Annotated in this window: 12 protein-coding genes; 8 read left to right on the top strand and 4 right to left on the bottom strand. The window is 72.7% G+C overall.

Going from position 1 to position 18,015, the window contains the following annotated elements; all coding sequences use genetic code 11:
- Positions 1 to 191: 191 nt before the first annotated feature.
- Together AC067M_RS24800 and AC067M_RS24805 are read left to right on the top strand one after the other, a co-directional pair.
- Entirely contained in the window at positions 192 to 905 is a 714-nt protein-coding gene (locus tag AC067M_RS24800; RefSeq protein ID WP_478699216.1) for a SigE family RNA polymerase sigma factor, read from the top strand.
- The gene (locus AC067M_RS24805; RefSeq protein WP_478699217.1) at positions 902 to 2,098 is read left to right on the top strand and encodes a hypothetical protein; all 1,197 of its coding nucleotides are present in this window, start codon (positions 902 to 904) and stop codon (positions 2,096 to 2,098) included. Before AC067M_RS24800 ends, AC067M_RS24805 begins: the two co-directional genes overlap by 4 nt.
- On the opposite strand, the gene AC067M_RS24810 is transcribed toward AC067M_RS24805, so the two are convergent.
- On the bottom strand, positions 2,068 to 2,889 hold the full coding sequence (locus AC067M_RS24810) for an SURF1 family protein (RefSeq protein ID WP_478699295.1): 822 nt from the start codon (positions 2,887 to 2,889) through the stop codon (positions 2,068 to 2,070). The genes AC067M_RS24805 and AC067M_RS24810 overlap by 31 nt on opposite strands.
- A gap of 130 nt (positions 2,890 to 3,019) precedes the next feature.
- Here AC067M_RS24810 and AC067M_RS24815 point away from each other — a divergent pair, with 130 nt between their 5' ends.
- Positions 3,020 to 4,843, top strand: a complete 1,824-nt coding sequence (locus tag AC067M_RS24815) for a S9 family peptidase (RefSeq protein WP_478699218.1) — start codon at positions 3,020 to 3,022, stop codon at positions 4,841 to 4,843.
- 106 nt (positions 4,844 to 4,949) lie between these two features.
- On the opposite strand, the gene AC067M_RS24820 is transcribed toward AC067M_RS24815, so the two are convergent.
- A complete protein-coding gene (locus AC067M_RS24820; protein WP_478699296.1) occupies positions 4,950 to 6,866 on the bottom strand; it encodes an NAD-binding protein in 1,917 nt (638 codons plus the stop codon).
- A 184-nt stretch (positions 6,867 to 7,050) separates the two neighbouring features.
- On the opposite strand from AC067M_RS24820, the gene AC067M_RS24825 reads away from it, so the two are divergent.
- The 5 genes from AC067M_RS24825 (at position 7,051) to AC067M_RS24845 (ending at position 12,156) form a co-directional block, all read left to right on the top strand.
- Positions 7,051 to 8,085 carry a permease gene (locus AC067M_RS24825; protein WP_478699219.1) on the top strand — a complete coding sequence of 345 codons (1,035 nt, stop codon included), beginning with the start codon at positions 7,051 to 7,053 and terminating at the stop codon, positions 8,083 to 8,085.
- The gene (locus tag AC067M_RS24830) at positions 8,082 to 8,846 is read left to right on the top strand and encodes a TIGR03943 family putative permease subunit (RefSeq protein ID WP_478699220.1); all 765 of its coding nucleotides are present in this window, start codon (positions 8,082 to 8,084) and stop codon (positions 8,844 to 8,846) included. Before AC067M_RS24825 ends, AC067M_RS24830 begins: the two co-directional genes overlap by 4 nt.
- Before the next feature lie 40 nt (positions 8,847 to 8,886).
- On the top strand, positions 8,887 to 9,954 hold the full coding sequence (locus AC067M_RS24835; RefSeq protein WP_478699221.1) for an effector-associated domain 2-containing protein: 1,068 nt from the start codon (positions 8,887 to 8,889) through the stop codon (positions 9,952 to 9,954).
- Positions 9,955 to 10,081: 127 nt separating this feature from the next.
- Positions 10,082 to 10,246 carry a hypothetical protein gene (locus AC067M_RS24840; protein WP_393624871.1) on the top strand — a complete coding sequence of 55 codons (165 nt, stop codon included), beginning with the start codon at positions 10,082 to 10,084 and terminating at the stop codon, positions 10,244 to 10,246.
- 38 nt (positions 10,247 to 10,284) lie between these two features.
- Entirely contained in the window at positions 10,285 to 12,156 is a 1,872-nt protein-coding gene (locus tag AC067M_RS24845; RefSeq protein ID WP_478699222.1) for an HEXXH motif domain-containing protein, read from the top strand.
- Positions 12,157 to 12,200: 44 nt separating this feature from the next.
- On the opposite strand, the gene fxsT is transcribed toward AC067M_RS24845, so the two are convergent.
- Positions 12,201 to 16,223 carry an FxSxx-COOH system tetratricopeptide repeat protein gene (gene fxsT / locus AC067M_RS24850; protein WP_478699223.1) on the bottom strand — a complete coding sequence of 1,341 codons (4,023 nt, stop codon included), beginning with the start codon at positions 16,221 to 16,223 and terminating at the stop codon, positions 12,201 to 12,203.
- A gap of 273 nt (positions 16,224 to 16,496) precedes the next feature.
- Complete coding sequence (locus AC067M_RS24855) at positions 16,497 to 18,014, bottom strand: VMAP-C domain-containing protein (protein ID WP_478699224.1); 1,518 nt, start codon at positions 18,012 to 18,014, stop codon at positions 16,497 to 16,499.
- Between the last annotated feature and the right edge of the window lies 1 nt (position 18,015).

The raw sequence follows: 18,015 nt of genomic DNA on the forward strand, positions 1-18,015 counted from the left end.
CGCTGTGATCCGGGCGTGGGGACGCCCGTTCATATGGGATATAGGGGAAGAGCGGGACGCATGAGGGCATGTGAGACGCCGTCGGTTGTGCTGCCTGGCGCGAGAACGTTGTCGGCCAGATGGACTGACGCGAAAGAGACGCTCGGCACGTACAACCCTGACGGGGGTGAGCGTGTCCAACAGGCGTGGCAGTGGCAGAGGTACTCGACTTCAGTGCGGCGACGCGCGGCACAGCGGTGCGACCGGCCCGCCGGCCCGCCGTCCGCCCCCGCGCGGCCGGGGCGCCCGGTGGCATGCCGGTGATCGCGCCCATGCCCGCAGCGCGGCCCGCCCGCATACCCGGACAGCGTGACGGAGCCGAGTCCGCCGGGTCCGCCGGGTCCGCCGAGTACACGGACGACACAGCGGCCGCCGGCACCACCGTCGACCACCTCACCGAGACCTACCGGGCCCACTACCGCTCGCTGCTCGGTCTCGCCGCCCTCCTCCTCGACGACACCGCCTCCTGCGAGGACGTCGTCCAGGAGGCCTTCATCCGTGTCCACTCGGCGCGCAAACGCGTCCGCGACCCGGAGAAGACCCTCGCGTACCTGCGTCAGACGGTCGTCAACCTCTCCCGCTCGGCCCTGCGCCGTCGCATCCTCGGACTGAAGCTGCTGTCCAAGCCGATGCCGGACATGGCGAGCGCCGAGGAGGGGGCGTACGACCAGCTGGAGCGGGACTCCCTGATCAAGGCGATGAAGGGCCTGCAGCGCCGCCAGCGCGAGGTCCTCGTCCTGCGCTACTTCGCCGACATGACCGAGGCCCAGGTCGCCGAGACGCTCGGCATCTCGCTGGGCTCGGTCAAGGCCTACGGCTCCCGCGGCATCGCCGCCCTGCGCACCGCCATGGAGACACCGGCGTGACCGGGGAAGCCGACGGACGCGACACCGGGGGACCGGACACCGAGGGACGGGACTCCCACGAGCGGCACGAGCCATACGAGTGGCACGAGCCGACGTGGCTGCCGCACACGCAACAGCCGAAGCAATCGCACGCTGGGAACGGAACCGTGAACCACCGCCTCGACGACCAGGGCCCGGGCGGGCTCGACTCGGACGAGCTGGCGCTGCGCCGCATGCTGCACCACGTGGTCGACGAGATGGAGCCGCGCGACGGTGCCCTGGAGCACCTCAGGCGTGCGGTGCCCGCCCGCCGGGCCCGCAAGCGGCAGGCCGTCGTCGGCATGGCCGCCGCGGCCCTCTTCGTCGGCACCGCCATCCCTGCCCTGGTGCACGTCTCCAACTCCACCGGCCCCGACGTCAACCCCTCGGTCGCGGGGCTCGGCTCCGAGGCGCAGGGCGGGGCGAGCCAGGGCAACCACCCCGACGGCGGGGAGAGCACCGCCGGAAGCAGCTCCGGCAAGACCCAGGACAAGGGCAAGGGCGAGAAGAAGGACGAGGAGAAGGGCAAGAGCCCCGGCGCCACCGCCGGCGCCACCAGCGGGGCCGACCCGGCGGTGTCCAGCCCCGCGCCCGTCCCCGCCTGCACCGCCGCCCAGCTCGGCGGCGCCACCGCGAACGTCGACGTCCCCGACTCCGCCGGCATCGTCTACGGCACCTTCCGCGTCACCAACGTCTCCGACGCCGTCTGTACGGTCGCCGGGCAGGGCACCGTCACCCCGCTCCCGCAGGGCGCCGCCGACGGCACGAAGATCACCGTGGTGCAGCACGCCTCCGGGGACGCGGCGGCCGCGCTGCCCGACCCGGCCCTCTACGTCTCCCAGCTGGCCCTCGCGCCCGGCTCGGCCTACGACGTGAAGTTCGCCTGGGTGCCCTCGGAGACCTGCCCCACCGACAACGGCGGCGGCACGGACGGCGGCAGCACCGGCGACCCCTCGCCCAGCCCGTCGCCGAGCGAGGACAGCTCCGCCACCGAGGGCTCCTCCACCGGCGGCGACACGGGTACGACGACCCAGCTGATGCGGGAGGACGGCACGGTCGACGGCAGCGTCGTCGTCTCGCACACCCCGGAGACGGGCTCGCCGACGGTCTCGGCCACGGTGTCCAACGCGTGCGCGGGGACGATCTACCGGACGGGGCTGCTCGCGGGGTCCTGAGCCGAGGGGCTCGCCGCGTCCGCGGTGGGCTCCTCCGGCACGATGCCCAGTTCCGCGTCCCGGATGATCTCGATCTCCCGGCGCAGCAGGCGGAACCACATGAAGACGACGAAGCCGGCGAAGACGAACCACTCAGCGGTGTAGCCGAGGTTCTGGAACGCCTTCAGGTCGAGTCCGGTGTCGGCCGGCGCGCTCGCCGGCACGGCCTTCATCCCGGAGTCGCCCCGGTCGAGCGTGACCCACGCGTCGTACACGTCGTACGGCACGAGGTTCACCAGCGACGCCGAGCTGATCGCCCCGGTCTGCCCGGCCGGAAGCCCGCCCTGCGCGCTCACCCCGTTGTCGCCCGGCGTCTCGGACGCCTGCAGCGCACCGGTGACGGTGACCTCGCCGGCGGGCGGCGCCGGGGCCTTCGCCGCGTCCGGGGTGCCGGGCAGCCAGCCCCGTACGACGGGCAGCGCCTTGCCGCCGTCGATCCGCAGCAGGGTCAGCACGTAGTACCCGCTACGGCCGTCCAGCTCCCGGTCGGGCACGAGGAGCTGCTTGCCGTACCGGCCGGTCGCGGTGGCCTGCTTGCCGGAGGTCGCCTTGTCCACGGGCAGCAGCCGGGTCAGCGGCCGGGGCGGTTCCTTCTCGTTGGCCGAGGCCTGTTCCTGCGCGTTGCGGTGATCGTCGACGCGCGTCTCGAACCGCCCGAGCTGCCAGGACCCCATGAACACACAGAAGGGGATGGCCAGCAGCACGAAGACGTTGATCCCCCACCAGCGGGGCGTCAGCAGGAACCGGTACACACCCCAACGGTACGGTGCCGTGTCGCGACGCAGGGCCGCGGGGTCGGCGCTGTGGAAGGTCGCGTGGAGGTTGTCCACAGGTTGGGGACCTGGCCAGCGCGTTGTCGTCGCGGGCAGGCACTATGGGGTCATGACTGAGAGCAATGGGTCCGACTCCCGGGAACAGCAGGTGTCTGGCGCGGACATGCCGGACTGGGAGAAGCGCTTCCGGGCGCCCCGGGTGTGGCTGCCCGACTGGGCGGAGGACGCGCCGGAACGCTCCCTGTTCGTGTCCAACGCGACGGGGACGTACGAGCTGTACGCCTGGGACCGGTCGACCGGCGAGCAGCGCCAGGCGACGGACCGGCCGAACGGGACGACGGACGGCGTGCTCTCCCCGGACGGCGCGTGGATCTGGTGGTTCGACGACAAGGACGGCGACGAGTTCGGCGTCTGGCGCCGCCAGCGCTTCGAGGGCGGCGAGAACGAGATCGCGACCCCCGGCCTTGACCCGTCCTACCCGGCCGGACTGGCCCTGGGACGGGACGGCCGCACGGCGGTCGTCGGCCGCTCCACGGACGAGGACGGCACGACGATCCACCTCGCACGCGTGGGCGAGGCCCCCGTGGAAATCTACCGCCACCGCGAGTCGGCGGGCGTCGCCGATCTTTCCCACGACGGCTCGCTGATCGCGATCGAGCACACCGAACACGGCGACGCGATGCACTCGGCGCTGCGCGTGCTGCGCCCGGACGGTACGACCGTCGCCGAGCTCGACGACACCCGGGGCGGCACCGAGGAGCTCGGCCTGGACGTGCTGGGCTTCGCCCCCGTCGACGGTGACACCCGCCTCCTCATCGGCCACCAGAGGCGCGGTCGCTGGGAGCCGCTGGTGTGGGACGTCGCCACGGGCGAGGAGAGCGACCTCGCCCTGGACCTGCCCGGTGACGTGAGCGCCGAGTGGTACCCGGACGGCTCGGGCCTGCTGATCGTGCACAGCTTCGAGGCCCGCAGCGAGCTGCTGCGCTACGACCTGTCGACCCGCGAGCTCGTGAAGGTCCCGGTCCCCGCGGGCTCCCTCTCCGGCGCGACGGCCCGGCCCGACGGCAGCGTGGAGTACCTGTGGTCGTCGTCCGCCGAGCCGTCGGCGGTCCGCTCGACGACCGGCGGGGTCGTCCTGGACCCGCCCGGGATGAAGTCACCGGGCTCGGTCCCGGTGCAGGACGTGTGGGTGGAGGGCCCCGGCGGCCGCATCCACGCGCTCGTCCAGAAGCCGGCGGGCGCCACCGGCCCGCTGCCCACCGTCTTCGACATCCACGGCGGCCCCACCTGGCACGACAGCGACTCCTTCGCGGCGGGCCCGGCGGCCTGGGTGGACCACGGCTACGCGGTCGTGCGGGTCAACTACCGCGGTTCCACGGGCTACGGCCGCGCCTGGACGGACGCGCTGAAGCACCGCGTGGGCCTGATCGAGCTGGAGGACATCGCCGCGGTCCGGGACTGGGCGATCAGCTCGGGCCTCGCCGACCCCTCCCGCCTGGTCCTCACCGGCGGTTCCTGGGGCGGCTACCTCACCCTCCTCGGCCTCGGCGTCCAGCCCGACGCGTGGACCCTGGGCATCGCGGCGGTCCCCGTCGCCGACTACGTCACGGCCTACCACGACGAGATGGAGGCCCTGAAGGCGATGGACCGCACCCTCCTGGGCGGCACCCCGGAAGAGGTCCCTGACCGCTTCGAGGCATCTTCCCCCCTCACCTACGTCGACCAGGTCAAGGCCCCCGTCTACATCTCCGCCGGCGTCAACGACCCCCGCTGCCCCATCCGCCAGATCGAGAACTACGTCAAGCGACTCGAGGCCCGGGGCGCGGTCCACGAGGTCTACAGATACGACGCGGGCCACGGTTCACTGGTGGTGGACGAGCGGATCAAGCAGGTGAGGCTGGAGCTGGAGTTCGCGGAACGCCACTTGGCATAGCTGCGGGCAGTCGTGCCGCTGGGGCGGCACGGGTGGGCGCAGCGGCACCCCGCCGGCGCGGGCCAGCGAAACCCACCCCCGCCCAGCCCCGGCGCCGCCGCGACGTTCACGCCCCGGCCCGGTCCCGCGGCCGCCGCCCCAGCAGCTCCGCCAACCCCCTCCGCGTGGCCGCCAGAATCACCCGGTCCGAGCCCTGCAACACGTACGACTCGGGCAGGTCCCACACCAGCCCGGACGACTGCACCTCCTCCGAGGAGTCCTCGCCCCCGCCCCCACGTACCCGCGCCCCCCTGTCCAGCGCCAGCACCCGCCACGCCCCCGCCCGAAACGCCTCCGCCACCGTCCGCCCCTCCAACTGCGCATGCCCGCCCACCTGCAGCGCAGCGAACAACAACACCCGCCGCTCCACCGGTATCGCCCCCAGAATCTGCCGCCCCAGCATCGCCCCGGCGAACGCGGGCGCCGCCAGGTGGGACACGCTCCGACTCCGGGTGAGCGCATGCGGATGCGCGGCCCGCAGCGTCCGGTACACCGCCGTCGCGAAGTCGTCGTCGTACAGCCGCAACACCACCCGAAGATCCGGCCGCACCGACCGCGCGTACAACGCGGCCTCCAGATTCGTCGTGTCCGAACTGGTCACCGCCAGCAACGCATGCGCCCGATGGATCTTGGCGGCCTCCAGCACCCCCTCCTGCGTGACATCCCCCAGCACCACCGGCACCCTGAGCCGCCGAGCCGTAGCCAACCCCCGAGCTTCCGGCCCCGCCTCGACGCACACCACGGGAATGTTCAGCTCCCGCAGCCGCGTCAGCACACGCGTCCCGATCTTCCCCAGCCCCAGCAGCACCACATGCCCACCCAGCCCCCGAGGCGGCTTCCGCAACGCGCCCGCACTCCGGAAGGTCCCCAGCGCCTCCAGCACAGCCGCCAGCAGCACAGGAAGCAGCAGCAACCCCACCAGCCCGGACAGAAGCTGAAGCACCTGCCGCTCGGTGGACGCCCCGATCGCGGGATCGTTGATGGAGAACAGATCCAGCAGCGTCAGATACAGCGCCCCCAACGGATGCACCCCGGTGGCCAGCCACAACGCGACCGCCAGTGCGAGCACACACACCACCAACCCGGCCAGCGACCAACGCAGCCGCCGCGAGAACAGCGAGGCGAACGGCGCCACCACCCCGACCCCACGCCCCGCCGACAACGCGGGCCCGGCGGAGTACGACACCTGCTCGAGGACCACGGTCCCGCGCCCGGTCGCCTCCCGTACCGCCGCCGCGTCGGGCAGCAGCTGCGGCCCGTGCTCCCCACTGCTCTCCGAACCGTCCGCACCGGCCGGATCGTTGCTCGTCGTGGACAGCAGTGCCAGCGTCGCCAGCCCGTGGTCGGCGGCCTGTCCGGGCCCGAGCGGCGGCCGGTCCACCGCGCGCAGCAACAGCCCGTCCGTGTGGACGACCTTGGTGGTGCCGGCGACGGCGGTCGCCGCCAGGGCGGGCGCCGCGGTGTCGGCGTCGGAGAGGACGGTGGTGGAGGCGTCGCCCGCCGCAGGGTCCCCAGCACCCGTCGCCAACGCGGCCGCCTGGTCGAGGAGTTCCTCGATGTGCTGCCCCAACCGCCGGTTGTACAGCCGCAGGACGAGCCGTAGACGGGGGTTGAGCCGGCGTGCGGTGAGCGCGGCACGGATGTTGGTCTCGTCGTCGTCGTACACGAGCGCCAGCGCGGCCGCCCGCTCCACGCCCGCGTCGGCGAGCACGGTCTCGGTGGGCTCGCCGGCCTCCAACACCCGCTCGTTGCCCGGAGGTTCACTGACGGCGACCGTGTTGTTCCCGGCCCCCGCCGCCCGGTTGACCGCCGCGCTCACCACCCGGTCGAGCAGCGCCGCCGACACCGCCCGGGCACGCCCGACCACGGGTGGTCGTACCGTGCGCTCGTTGGGCGGTACGACCAGCGTGACCTGTTCGCCGTAGACACCGCGCAGCTCGGCGGCCAGCCGGTGCGCGAGGCCGTCGTCACCGCACACCACCATGTGCGCGCCGACGTCGGTCGGCAGACCTTGATTCGGAACGCTCCCCACGAGGGAGAAGACTGCCTTACCGGGACGGGGCGTTCCAGATGGGGTTCCGCTCAGGGGGCAGGGCCGACTGAACGCCCGTCTTCCCGGTCCCGTATGAAAGGGGAGGCAGAGCACGGCAATGCGGAGGGACCCGACCGTGGCCATCACCGAAGACGCCCCGCCGCGGGCGGACCAGGACCACGCCGGCGGGCCGCCCGGACCGGGCGCACGGGAGCAGGAGAACCGGCGCCTGACCTCACCGCTGGTCCTGACGATGGTGATGCTGCTGATGGTGGTGGCCCAGTCACCGATCCGCCGCGCGCTGTCGGCGCCGGTGATGCAGAGCTGGACGACGGTGTTCGTGGCGGTGGTCGTGCAGGCCCTGCCCTTCCTGGTGCTCGGGGTCCTGCTGTCGGCGGCGATCGCCGTGTTCGTACCGCCGTCCTTCTTCGCCCGCGCCCTGCCGAAGCGGCCCGCGCTCGCGGTGCCGGTGGCCGGTTTGGCGGGCGCGGTGCTGCCGGGCTGCGAGTGCGCGTCGGTCCCCGTGGCCGGGGCGCTGGTCCGGCGGGGAGTGACGCCTGCGGCCGCGCTCGCCTTCCTGCTCTCCGCTCCCGCCATCAACCCGATCGTGCTGACCGCGACCGCCGTCGCCTTCCCCCGCAACCCCGAGATGGTCCTGGCCCGGTTCGTCGCGAGCCTGCTGGTGGCGTGCGCGATGGGCTGGCTGTGGCAGCGGCTCGGCCGCACCGACTGGCTGCGGCCGCCGTCGCACTCCTCGTACGAGGGGCAGGGCAGGGGCGCGGCGTTCTGGGGCTCGGTCCGGCACGACGTGATGCACGCGGGCGGTTTCCTGGTCGTGGGCGCCATGGCCGCCGCCACCCTCAAGGCGGTCACGCCCGAGAGCTGGCTCCGCACGGCCGCCGACAACCCCCTCTTCTCCATCCTCGCGCTCGCGATCCTGGCGGTGGTGCTGTCGATCTGCTCGGAGGCGGACGCGTTCGTCGCCGCGTCACTGACCCAGTTCTCGCTCACCGCCCGCCTCGCCTTCCTGGTCGTCGGCCCGATGATCGACCTGAAGCTGTTCGCGATGCAGGCGGGCACCTTCGGCCGCGGTTTCGCCGTGCGCTTCGCCCCGGCCACGTTCGTACTCGCCGTCACCGTCTCGGTGCTGACCGGGGCGGTGCTCCTTTGAACCGCCAGGCACAGGCGGCGGTCCTGTTCCTCCTCGGCGCGGCCCTGCTGCACGCGGGCTTCACCGACCTCTACCTGCGCTACGTCAAGGCCGGCCTGCAACCCCTGCTCCTGGCGTCCGGCGCGGTACTGATCGCGGCGGCGCTGGCGACGGCGTGGTACGAGTGGCGACAGACGAAGGGGGCACGCTCGGACGAGGCGGCGCGTGCGGACGAGGCGGCACACGCGGACGGTGAACACGGTCACGGACACCGCGAGCCCCGGGTCTCCTGGCTCCTCGTCCTCCCCCTCTTCGCCCTCATCCTCGTCGCCCCGCCCGCCCTCGGCTCCTACAGCGCGACCCGCACGGGTACGGCCCTGCAAGAGCCCCTCGCCTACCCCTCCCTCCCGGCGTCCACCGGCCCCCTGCGCCTCGCCGTGGCCGACTACGCGGGCCGCGCGGCCTACGACCACGGCCGTTCCCTCGCCGGTCGCCGCATCGAACTCACCGGCTTCGTCGCCCTGGACCGCGCCGGCACCCCCTACCTGGTGCGCATGGCCCTCAACTGCTGTGCCGCCGACGCCCAGCCGGTCAAGGTCGGCCTGACCGGCCGGATCCCCCCGGTGCTGCAACCGGACACCTGGCTGACGGTGACCGGCACCTACACCGCCCGCCAAACCAGGGACCCGGTCAACAACGGCCGGATCCCGTTCATCGAGGTCACCGCGGCCAAGCCGGTACCGGTGCCGCACGACCCGTACGACGAGACGTGGAACAACTGACACCGGCGTACCCGCGTGGGGCAGCGGGTAAGGGGGCCCCATGGGGGAAACGGGGCAGGGGCTCCAGCCGGGGCGGGTCGCCGAGGTACTGGTGCGAAGGCCGGGCGGGTTGCCCGGGGCGCGCGGTTCCGGTTACCGGGTGAGTGAGTCGTCTGTGCTGACGGCCGCTCATGTCGTGGGCGGCCCGGTGCGGTCGGTACAGGTCCGCTTCGACGCCGACCTGCCGGGGGAGTGGAGCGCCGAAGCCCGCGTGGTCCTGCGGTCCGAGGCCGCGGACGTGGCCCTGCTGGAGCTGGCCTACGTACCCGCCGCACGACGTGACCAGGCCCTGCCGCCCCGCTACGCCGCGGTCCCCGACGCCGACGTGGTGCTGCCGTTCACGGCGGTCGGCTTCCCCCGCTTCAAGCTGCGCAAGGACACGCTGAGGCCGCACCTCGACGACGCGTCACCGGGCCAGTACCGCGACTCCTGCCACCTCTGCGGAACCGTCTCCGTGCTGTCCAACCGCCGCGAGGGCACACTCGAACTGGCCGTCGTCGCCCCGCCCGCCGACGTCGAACCGGAACGCTCGCCCTGGGAGGGGATGTCGGGGTCCGTGGTGTGGAGCGAGGGTGCCGTGATCGGTGTGGTGAGCGCCCACCACCGTGCCGACGGCCTGGGTCGGCTCGCGGCCCGCCGTCTGGAACGCTGGTACGACACCCTGTCGCCCATCGAACTCGACCTGCTGACCCGCCACGCCGGCCTGCCCCCGCGCGACTCGCTCGGCGCGCCCGGCGAGACCCACCAGGTCAGCTCCCTCGCGCGCCTCCCGACCGACCTGCCGCTGCGCGAACTGATGCCCCTCGTCGACGCCCTGACGGCCCTGCCGACCCTGCGCGGCCCCGGCGGCATGGCCCTCGTCCTGGACTGCATCAGCTCCCAGATCGCCGCCAACAGCCCACGCGACCCCCGGCTGCGCCTCGACGTCTTCGGCATCGTACGCACCTGCCTGAGCTACCCGGGAACACTGGACCAGCTCCTGGAAGCCGTACGACTCCTGGAGGGCCCGTCGACGGAAGTGGAACGAGTGAACACCGCGGCGGACCAACTGTCCCGGCACCACAGCTGACTTGATCTCGCGGGCGCGGCGTGGATATGGGGTTTCGCGGGGTGGCCCGCTGGGCCATGATGGTTGAGGCACCGGCAGCGCTGACACATCGTTAACGGGAGGGGACTTGGCAGCCTTGGAGGAACCGATGTCTGCCGTCGAGTCCGCTGTCGTGGATCTCTCGGGGGTCTCTCTCGCAGCGCTGCGCTCCATGGACGACACGGCCGTCGCCGAGTCGCTGGAGCAACTGCTGCACCACATCGACGGCCCGCAGGCCATCACGGTCTCGTACAACCCGTCCCGCTTCGACTGACTCGACCGAGGGGATCGGCACGGTGCTGTGGAGGACGCGTGGCCGCTGACGCCACGACAACGGGGGATCCCCTGACGTTCCACCGGCTCTCGGCGTCCGCCGCCCTGGCCCTCGCGCGCGGTGAGGGCGACGAAGCGGTGACGGACGAGCTGCTGAACGCCGAACGCAGCCGACGGCTGTTGCTGCTACGCGCGTTGGACAGGGAACTCGCCTCACTCACCCGGGACGACGGCCCCGAACTGCCGTACGCCGAGGCGTGGGCGCTGCTGGAGCGCGCGCAGCAGAAGGTACCCGAGGTGTTCGAGGACGTGCTGATGTCCCCGGGCACCGGCATGTGGGTGTCGCTGGCGCTGCGCCGGCTCAGGGGCCGCTCCTACGAGGACGCGCCGGCCTGGGTGGTCCTGGGCCATCTGACCTCACTGGCCGCGGCCGCCGGAGCGCGGGCCGGGCTGGACTTCGAGATCACCGTACCGGTGCGGCGCGGCCTCGTCCCCCTGCCGACGCTGGGCTGCGCCCGGTTGCCGGCCCCGCAGGCCTGGGGCACGGCGCGGGTCGTGGCGCGTGAGGGTCGGCTGCGGATCAGTGCGGCGGGCGGGGAGGTCGAGGTCGCTCCGGACGGTGGCGGCCCCGGGTGGCTTCCGGTGCGCCGGTTGTCGCTGGGGTCCGGGGAGCGGGCGAAGACGATGGTGCTGGAAGAGCTGGACCCGTACCGCACGTTCCCCCGGCCGAGTGAGCCACGGCTGTTGTCCGAGGACGAAGCGGAATCCTGGCAGACGCTGCTGGCGGGTGCCTGGGACGTGCTGCTGCGCGACGAACCGGAGAGTGCCGGGGCGATGCGTCGCGGACTGAAGTCGCTCGCGCCGACGCCGGGGAGAGAAAGGTTTCGGCCGTACAGCGGCACGGCCGGGGACGCGTTCGGCGGGGTCACCGCGTCCCGCCCCGACGACGTCCCCCAGCTGGCCGCGACCCTCCTCCACGAGTTCCAGCACACCAAGCTCGGCGGCCTGATGCACCTGGGCCAGCTGAGCCTGCCCGCCGACCGGGAGACGCCCGAGCAGCTCTTCTACGCCCCCTGGCGCGACGACCCCCGCCCACTCGGGGGCCTCCTCCAGGGCATCTACGCCTTCCACGGCGTGACCCGCTTCTGGCGCACCCACCGACACGTCGCCGACCCGGGATACGCGCCCCTGGCCCACTTCGAGTTCGCGCTGTGGCGCGCCCAGGTGTGGCCGACGCTGAACGCGGTGCGCGGGCACGCACGGCTGACACCGCTCGGCCGCGATGTCTTGGACCGCCTGGGTGAACGGCTGGCGGAGTGGATGACGGAAGAGGTGCCCGAGACGGAACTGCGCCTCGCCCTGGAGTGCGCCGCCGACCATCGGGCCCGCTGGCGCGCCCATCACCTGCGGCCGCCCGCCGAGGCCGTCGACGAGGCGGTACGGGCCTGGCGGCGTGGTGACGCCCTGCCGCCTGCCGCCCTGGGCGCCGCGCCCACGATCGTTCCCGACACCGAGATGCGGTTCCTGGACGGCGCTGCCGTCCTGGCCCGCCACCGGCTCGCCGACCCCGACGGCGACTGGCGGCACCACGCCGCGTCCCGCGACGGCGACTCCGGGGGCGTCGACGGCGCCGACACGGCCGACGTCCTGCTGGCCTGCGGCGACCACACCGCCGCCCGCGCCGACTTCACCGCACGCCTCGCCACGAAGGGCGCCCCGGTGGCCGCGTGGGTGGGGCTGGGACGCACGCTCCCCGCCGACACCCCCGCCGCCCTCCTCCTCCGCGACTTCCCGGAGCGGGCCCGCGCCGTCCAGGACGCCCTCCAGGCGACGACGGACGACGGCGCGGACCCGGTGGCACTGGCGGCCTGGCTGGCGGGCGGGGAGCCCACGGCGAGCCGGCGGGCGTAGGCGGGCATAGGAGAAAAGGGGGGCCGGTCCAGGCCCCCCTCACTTCACAGCGGCAGCGGGTCGATGTCGCAGTTGGCCCGCTCGCCCGCTCGGTACTGGACCGTCGCCGGGTGTGGCGTGCCCGACTCGATCTGTAGGCGTGGGGCGTCGAGCACACGCTCCATGCGCTCCAGGGTGTCCTCGCGCAGGGCCCTTGCCTGGGCCTCGGCGCCGGTGGCGGCGAGGTCCAACGCCAGGTTCCCGGCGCAGGCCAGCGTTGTCGGGTGGTCCTCCCCGAACGTCACCCGGCACAGCGCCAGCGTGTCCTCGCCCCGGCGCCGCGCCTCCTCGTACTGCCCCAGCGCGGCCAGGTCGCTGGCGAGGTTGATGGCGCAGACGAGGGCGAGGGGGTGCCCCGCGCCGAGCCGGTCGGTGAGCGAGCCGAGCGCCGTCTCGTCGAGCCGCCGCGCCTCCTCCGCCTGGCCGAGCAGCCGCAGGGTCACGGCGAGGTCGACGTCGGCGGAGAGCACGTGCGGGTGGTGCGGGTCGTAGATCTGCCGGTACCCCTCGGCCGCCTTCACGCCCCGCGTCCGGGCCGCCTGCAGATCGCCGTTCTGACGCAGGGCCACCGAGAGGGTCAGCGCCGCGGACAGGGAACGCGGGTGGGTCTCGCCGTAGCGCCTGATGAACTGGGCGTGCGCCTCGGTCGCCAGCTCCAGCGAACGCGTGTGGTCGCCCTCCTTGCGGCAGGACTCGCTCAGCTGGCGCATCGCGTCGACCGTCGTGGGGTTGCCGAGCCCGAACACGTCCCGGTACGCCCCCTGCACGGACTCGTGCAGGGAACGCGCACCGACGTAGTCGCCGGTCTCACGCACGTCGATGGCCATGTTGTACTCGGTGATCAGCGTCCGCCGGTCGTCCCGTCCGAACAGCCGCAACTTCAGGCCCAGCGTGCGCCGGTCCAACTCCAGGGCCTGCCGGAAGTCACCCGCGAGGCGCAGGCTCACGCCGAGGTTGTGGGTGATGTTGAGCGTGGTCGGGTCGTCCTCGCCGAACGCCCTGCGCGCCCGCTCGTAGGCGATCTTGTCCAGCTCGGCGCCCGTGGCGAACCTGCCCTCGACCCGTCGTACGGCGGCCTCCAGCTGGATCGCGTCGAGCGCGTCCTCCCGGATGTCGTCGCCGTCGGGCGGGGCGGTGCGCTCGTAGACCTCGCGGAGGTGGGAGACCAGCCGGGCGGCGTCGTCGAAGCGGCCCACCACCCAGTACATGAAGCAGAGCCACTGCCCCATCAGCAGCGTCTGCTGGTCCTCCTCGCCGAAGACGGTGAGCCAGGCCTCCCACGCCTGCTCGGAGAAGTCGAGCGACACGTCGTGGTCGCCCCAGTAGTACAGGTACTCGGCGACGTTGCGGACCAACTGGCGCACCCAGGGCTGGTCGGACTTGATCGCGTCGGAGGCGATGACATGGCTGTACAGCTCCGCGTACCGGGGCCAGCTCCCGGGATTCGAGGGAGTCTTCGGGTCGGCGGCTGCCAGCAGGGTGTGAGCGCCATGGCGCATACGGGACTGCTCCTGGGGAGACATGCGGTTGTTCAGGACGAGCTGCACCAACCGATGCATCTCGATCGAGTTCGTACGATGATCGATCCGCGCCAGCGAATACCGGTTCACCTCCCTTATCGCACGCGCAAGCCGGATCGGGTCGTTCAGCGCCGCATCGAGCTCGGGGAAGATGCTGCTGTTCCCGAGCCCGGAGAAGATGGACCGGGAGATCGGGTCGGGCGCGAAGTAGGAGCACAGCTGCAACAGCCGCAACGCCGCGGGACTGCGGGTCTCCAGGTGGTCGAGGGAGACGTTCCAGGCGGCGGCGACGGGGAGTTGGTAGTCCGGCGGAGGGGCGACCTCCAACAGCTCCATGCGCTTGGACTCGAACAGGCGTAGGTATTCGGACGCCGGCATGCCGGTCTCCGCACGCCACGCCGCCGCCTGTTCCAGCGCCAGCGGCAGATCGCCGAGCGCCTCGGCCAGCTGGTCGGCCTCCTCCTCCTGGAGCGGCGGCCCGGAGCGGCGCAGCAGCTCCTTGCTCTCCTCGCGGGTGAACACGTCCACCTCGAGGGAGCCGCCGACCTGCCCCCAGCGCCGGTTGCGGGAGGTGACGAGGATCGTGCCGTTGCCGCCCTGCGGGAAGTAGTGGCGGACCTGTTCGGGGTTGTCCGCGTTGTCGAAGATCAGCAGCCACCGCGAGTACGGCCGTCCCTCACGCAGCGCCTCCCGGACCGCGGGGCCCGCGATGTTCGCCTCGGGGGAGGTCTCCAGGCCCAGCCGCTGCGCCAACTCGACCAGCGCCTGGCCGATCTGGCCGGGCCGCTCGGCGGGGATCCACCACACGACGTCGAAGTCACTCTGGTGGCGGTAGGCGTACTCGATGGCGAGCTGTGTCTTGCCGACGCCGCCCATGCCGTGGATGGCCTCCGGCAGCACCGTCGTCGTGCCCTCCCGCAGCCGCTGGTCGAGCAGCTCCAGCAGGGCGCTGCGCCCGGTGAAGTTCGGATTGCGGGGCGGCAGATTCCCCCAGACACGCGGTTGTGCCGTGCGGTCCCCCTCCACGGTCCGCTGGGGTGTTGTCGACATCTGAGGGGCTCCTTCGGAAGCGGTCCGGGATGCGCGCGCCGCTTCGGGGCCGACCGCCGCCGAGGTCGGGCCTGACGGCGCTGGTCCCGTCGGAATGCGTGATGGTTTCTCCAGGCTGACTGCGTATCGCCGATCGTGCCAGCTCAGCACCTTCGCCAACATGGCGGCACGCTGGGCGTACCTGCCCGACAGGGCTCGTAGAGCGGTCAGCTCCACGCGGAGGAAGGCGATGTTGCGGCGGTTGACGCGGGGCATCGCCAGGGTGTCCAGCGGTTCTTGTGGAGAGGGCAACAACGCGCTGCTCGACCGGTGTTCGGCGAACAACGCGCGTACGTCGTGCAGGACCCGTGCGGTGGCGCTGCGGCGGCCCAGCGCCAGCAGTTCCTCCCGGGTGTTCGGGGCGAACCTGAAGGTCACGTCGGCCGGGCCGGCGCCCTCCGTACGGGTGGGCCGGACCAGTCCGCTCATCAGCAGTTCGGAGACGTGGACGGGGCCCGCTTCCGGGGTGGTGTCGACGACCCTGCGGATGGCGGGCAGGCTCAGCGGCGCGGCGGCCAGCCGGGTGGCGAGCGCGAACGCCGTGGGGCTGGCGGCGGCGCGGAAGTCGGAGACACGTTCGGCTGCGGGCACCGTGCTGTGCGGGTCGGGCACGTCCTCGGCCCAGGGCAGGGCGCGCGCCGCGTCGGGCCTGCGCTTCCACTCCCTGGCCTGGATGGCGGACAGGTCCAGCCACTCGGGCTCCCGCCCGGACACCAGCCGGGTCAGGGCCTCGGCCCAGCGGTTGGTGAGGGCGAGGACGGGGACGACGACCGGGTCGGACGCGGCCTCGGAGGAGTCGTTGCGAGCGTCGGTCTCGGCGCCGGCTCCCGCCTCAGCCTCCGCGTCGGCCCCCGTCTCGGGGCCGGGTGTCTCGGGCGCGTCCCGTAAGCCCGCCGGAACCTCCCGCTCCGCCCAGTCCCAGGCGCTGTTGGCCGACCACGGGCGGGCTGCGCGGATGCGGACGCGGTACACGTCGAGGCCGGTGCGGAACCACAGGTGCTGGGGAAGCAGATGCACCACGGCGACGGGACAGGTGCGCCCCCACTCGCGCAGCAGCGGCTGCACGGCGCCGAGCCGCCACCCGAGTGCGAGCGCGTCGGTCAGTACCAGCACCACCCGGCGCACGTCGGCCGGCGTGGCACCGAGGGGTTCCTCCGGGGCCACCCGGGCCGGGTCGGTCTCGTCGGTGCCCAGGAGTCGTAACACCCGCACCCGGGTGAAGTCCCCCGCTTGGCGCAGCTCTTCGGCGAGGTCGTCGACGGCCCGGTCCCACACCCGCATCGTCGGATGGGCGTCGATGACGAGGACCGCCTCGGCGGGCTCGGGCCCGTCCGGCTGTGCGAGCCTGCTCAGGACGTGGGCGGCCTCCCGTCGCGCCCGCGCCGCCTGTGCCGGTCGCCGACCGTCGTCATCGTGCATGGGAGCTCTCAAGGCGTCGCGGGGACGGCGAGAGTGACGCGGAGTCGCGCAGACCCCGGGCATGCGTGACATCCACGGGCAAAGCCTTGCAGTGCGTCCACCTCCGAGGCAAGTGCGTACGGGGGCTCATGCGCAGGGTGCGCACAAGCATGCCGGAGGCAGGAAGACCGGCTCGGGACCGATACCGGCCGGTGGATGCGCGTGGGTTCATTGCGGGGCACGTCCTCTCGCCGTCGGGCCACGGTCCGCGCCCCCGTGACCCGGCCGACCGGTTCACCGCTGCACCGGCGCATGGTCGGTGCCCGGCGGGCCGGGTCTGCGCTCCGGGTCGTCGAGCAGGATCGCGAGGTGGCGTCCCACGTGGTTGTCCCATCCCTCGGGGCCGACCGCCAGCGCCTCTCTGCGCCATCTTTCGGTCCGCTCCAGAAGGCTGCCCAGTCCACGGTCCTGCACGATGTCCGCGACGGCCTCCCGGAACGCGGGATCGGAGCAGTCGCCGCGGTGCCAGATCATGGCCGGGATCCCGGCCCGCAGACCCGCCTCGAACTCCTGGCGGCTGGCGGGGGAGTCCCCGCCCGGCGGCTCGCTGAGCACCAGGCAGACGGCCTGCTCGTCCTCCTTCAGCTCCCGCTCCAGATGGAAGTGCGAGCTGCCCGGACGGTTGCGGTAGGCACTGCTGTTCGCGGGCTGGTCCTTGAGCCGGCGCCACTTGTTGTGCCAGGGCCGGTGCCAGGACGCCTTGCGCAGGCGTTCGAAGCTGCGGAGCAGGACGGTGTAGTCCAGTACCAGGGGCGTCGGGGAGGTGGAGTCCGACTCCTTGTTCCACCACTCGACCGGCTCACCGAGCAGTTCCCACGGCAGGATGAATTCCAGGACGACCGGTTGGCGCAGGTCCGACCAGCGTTCCTCGGTCTGTTCGACGAGCCGCTCGACCTCGGAGGGCAGCTCGTCGCGGTGCAGGTGCACCGGCTCGCCGGGGACGGGGTGCCAGCCCTCCGCGTCCGACTGCCGCCAGTGGGAGAGGAAGTAGCGGTCGGTGTCCACGCCGTCCGGCTCGAACTGGATCATCAGATACGCCGGTACCAGTGACGGCGGCGGCAGGACGGCACCGGTGTGCTGCCACTCGGCCATCCGGTCCTCCAGGCCCCGGGCGAGGGCCTGCTTCCGGTTCCAGCGCCGCAGCTCCTCCGCGGCCTCGGCCTTGCCGTCCTCCATGAGCTGGTCGGCGGCCAGGGACAGGAACGCCATGCTCACGGGCAGTTCGTTCGCCGCCGCGTTGTCGCCGGCCAGTCGTAGGAACACCGCCCAGGCCGTGTCGCACCACACCGGCAGCTCCTGGGTGCGTGACCGGCTCGCCCGGCGCGCCATCGCCGTCAGGGCGGCCGTCGACCGCATCTCCAGCAGGACGGGCCGCAGCGGGTGCAGGTCGGCCCCTTCGTAGAAGTCCACCGCCTCCCACTCGTCCACCAGGCGCCGCAGCGCCGTGACGGCCGCCGACTGCTGCTCCACGTATCCCAGGCACCGCACCAGGACGGCCAGCCCGTCCGGGAACCCCGCGCAGCGCTCGACGAGTTGGAGGAGCTCCGTCCGCAGCATCCCGCTGCGTTCGAGTTCCACAGGAGCGCCCAGCTCCTGGCCGAGCATGCGCAGCACCAGGTCGGAGCCGGCCGTGTTCCGCATCGCGTTCGACTGCTGGAGCACGTCGACGACCTCGGCCACCAGCTCGTTGCGAACTCGCGCAGGGCTGCGCCCTTCCACCCCCGTGACCTCCCGATCGCCCGCGACCGTCATC

It is taken from the genome of Streptomyces sp. NPDC043427 (genome assembly GCF_056436655.1).

What these genes read in the sequence shown, in the direction of transcription:
- AC067M_RS24815 (WP_478699218.1), top strand. Translation starts at nt 3,020, where the DNA reads ATGACTGAGAGCAATGGGTCCGACTCCCGGGAACAGCAGGTGTCTGGC.
- AC067M_RS24820 (WP_478699296.1), bottom strand. Translation starts at nt 6,866, where the DNA reads ATGGTGGTGTGCGGTGACGACGGCCTCGCGCACCGGCTGGCCGCCGAG.
- AC067M_RS24835 (WP_478699221.1), top strand. Translation starts at nt 8,887, where the DNA reads ATGGGGGAAACGGGGCAGGGGCTCCAGCCGGGGCGGGTCGCCGAGGTA.
- AC067M_RS24840 (WP_393624871.1), top strand. Translation starts at nt 10,082, where the DNA reads ATGTCTGCCGTCGAGTCCGCTGTCGTGGATCTCTCGGGGGTCTCTCTC.
- fxsT (WP_478699223.1), bottom strand. Translation starts at nt 16,223, where the DNA reads ATGCACGATGACGACGGTCGGCGACCGGCACAGGCGGCGCGGGCGCGA.
- AC067M_RS24855 (WP_478699224.1), bottom strand. Translation starts at nt 18,014, where the DNA reads ATGACGGTCGCGGGCGATCGGGAGGTCACGGGGGTGGAAGGGCGCAGC.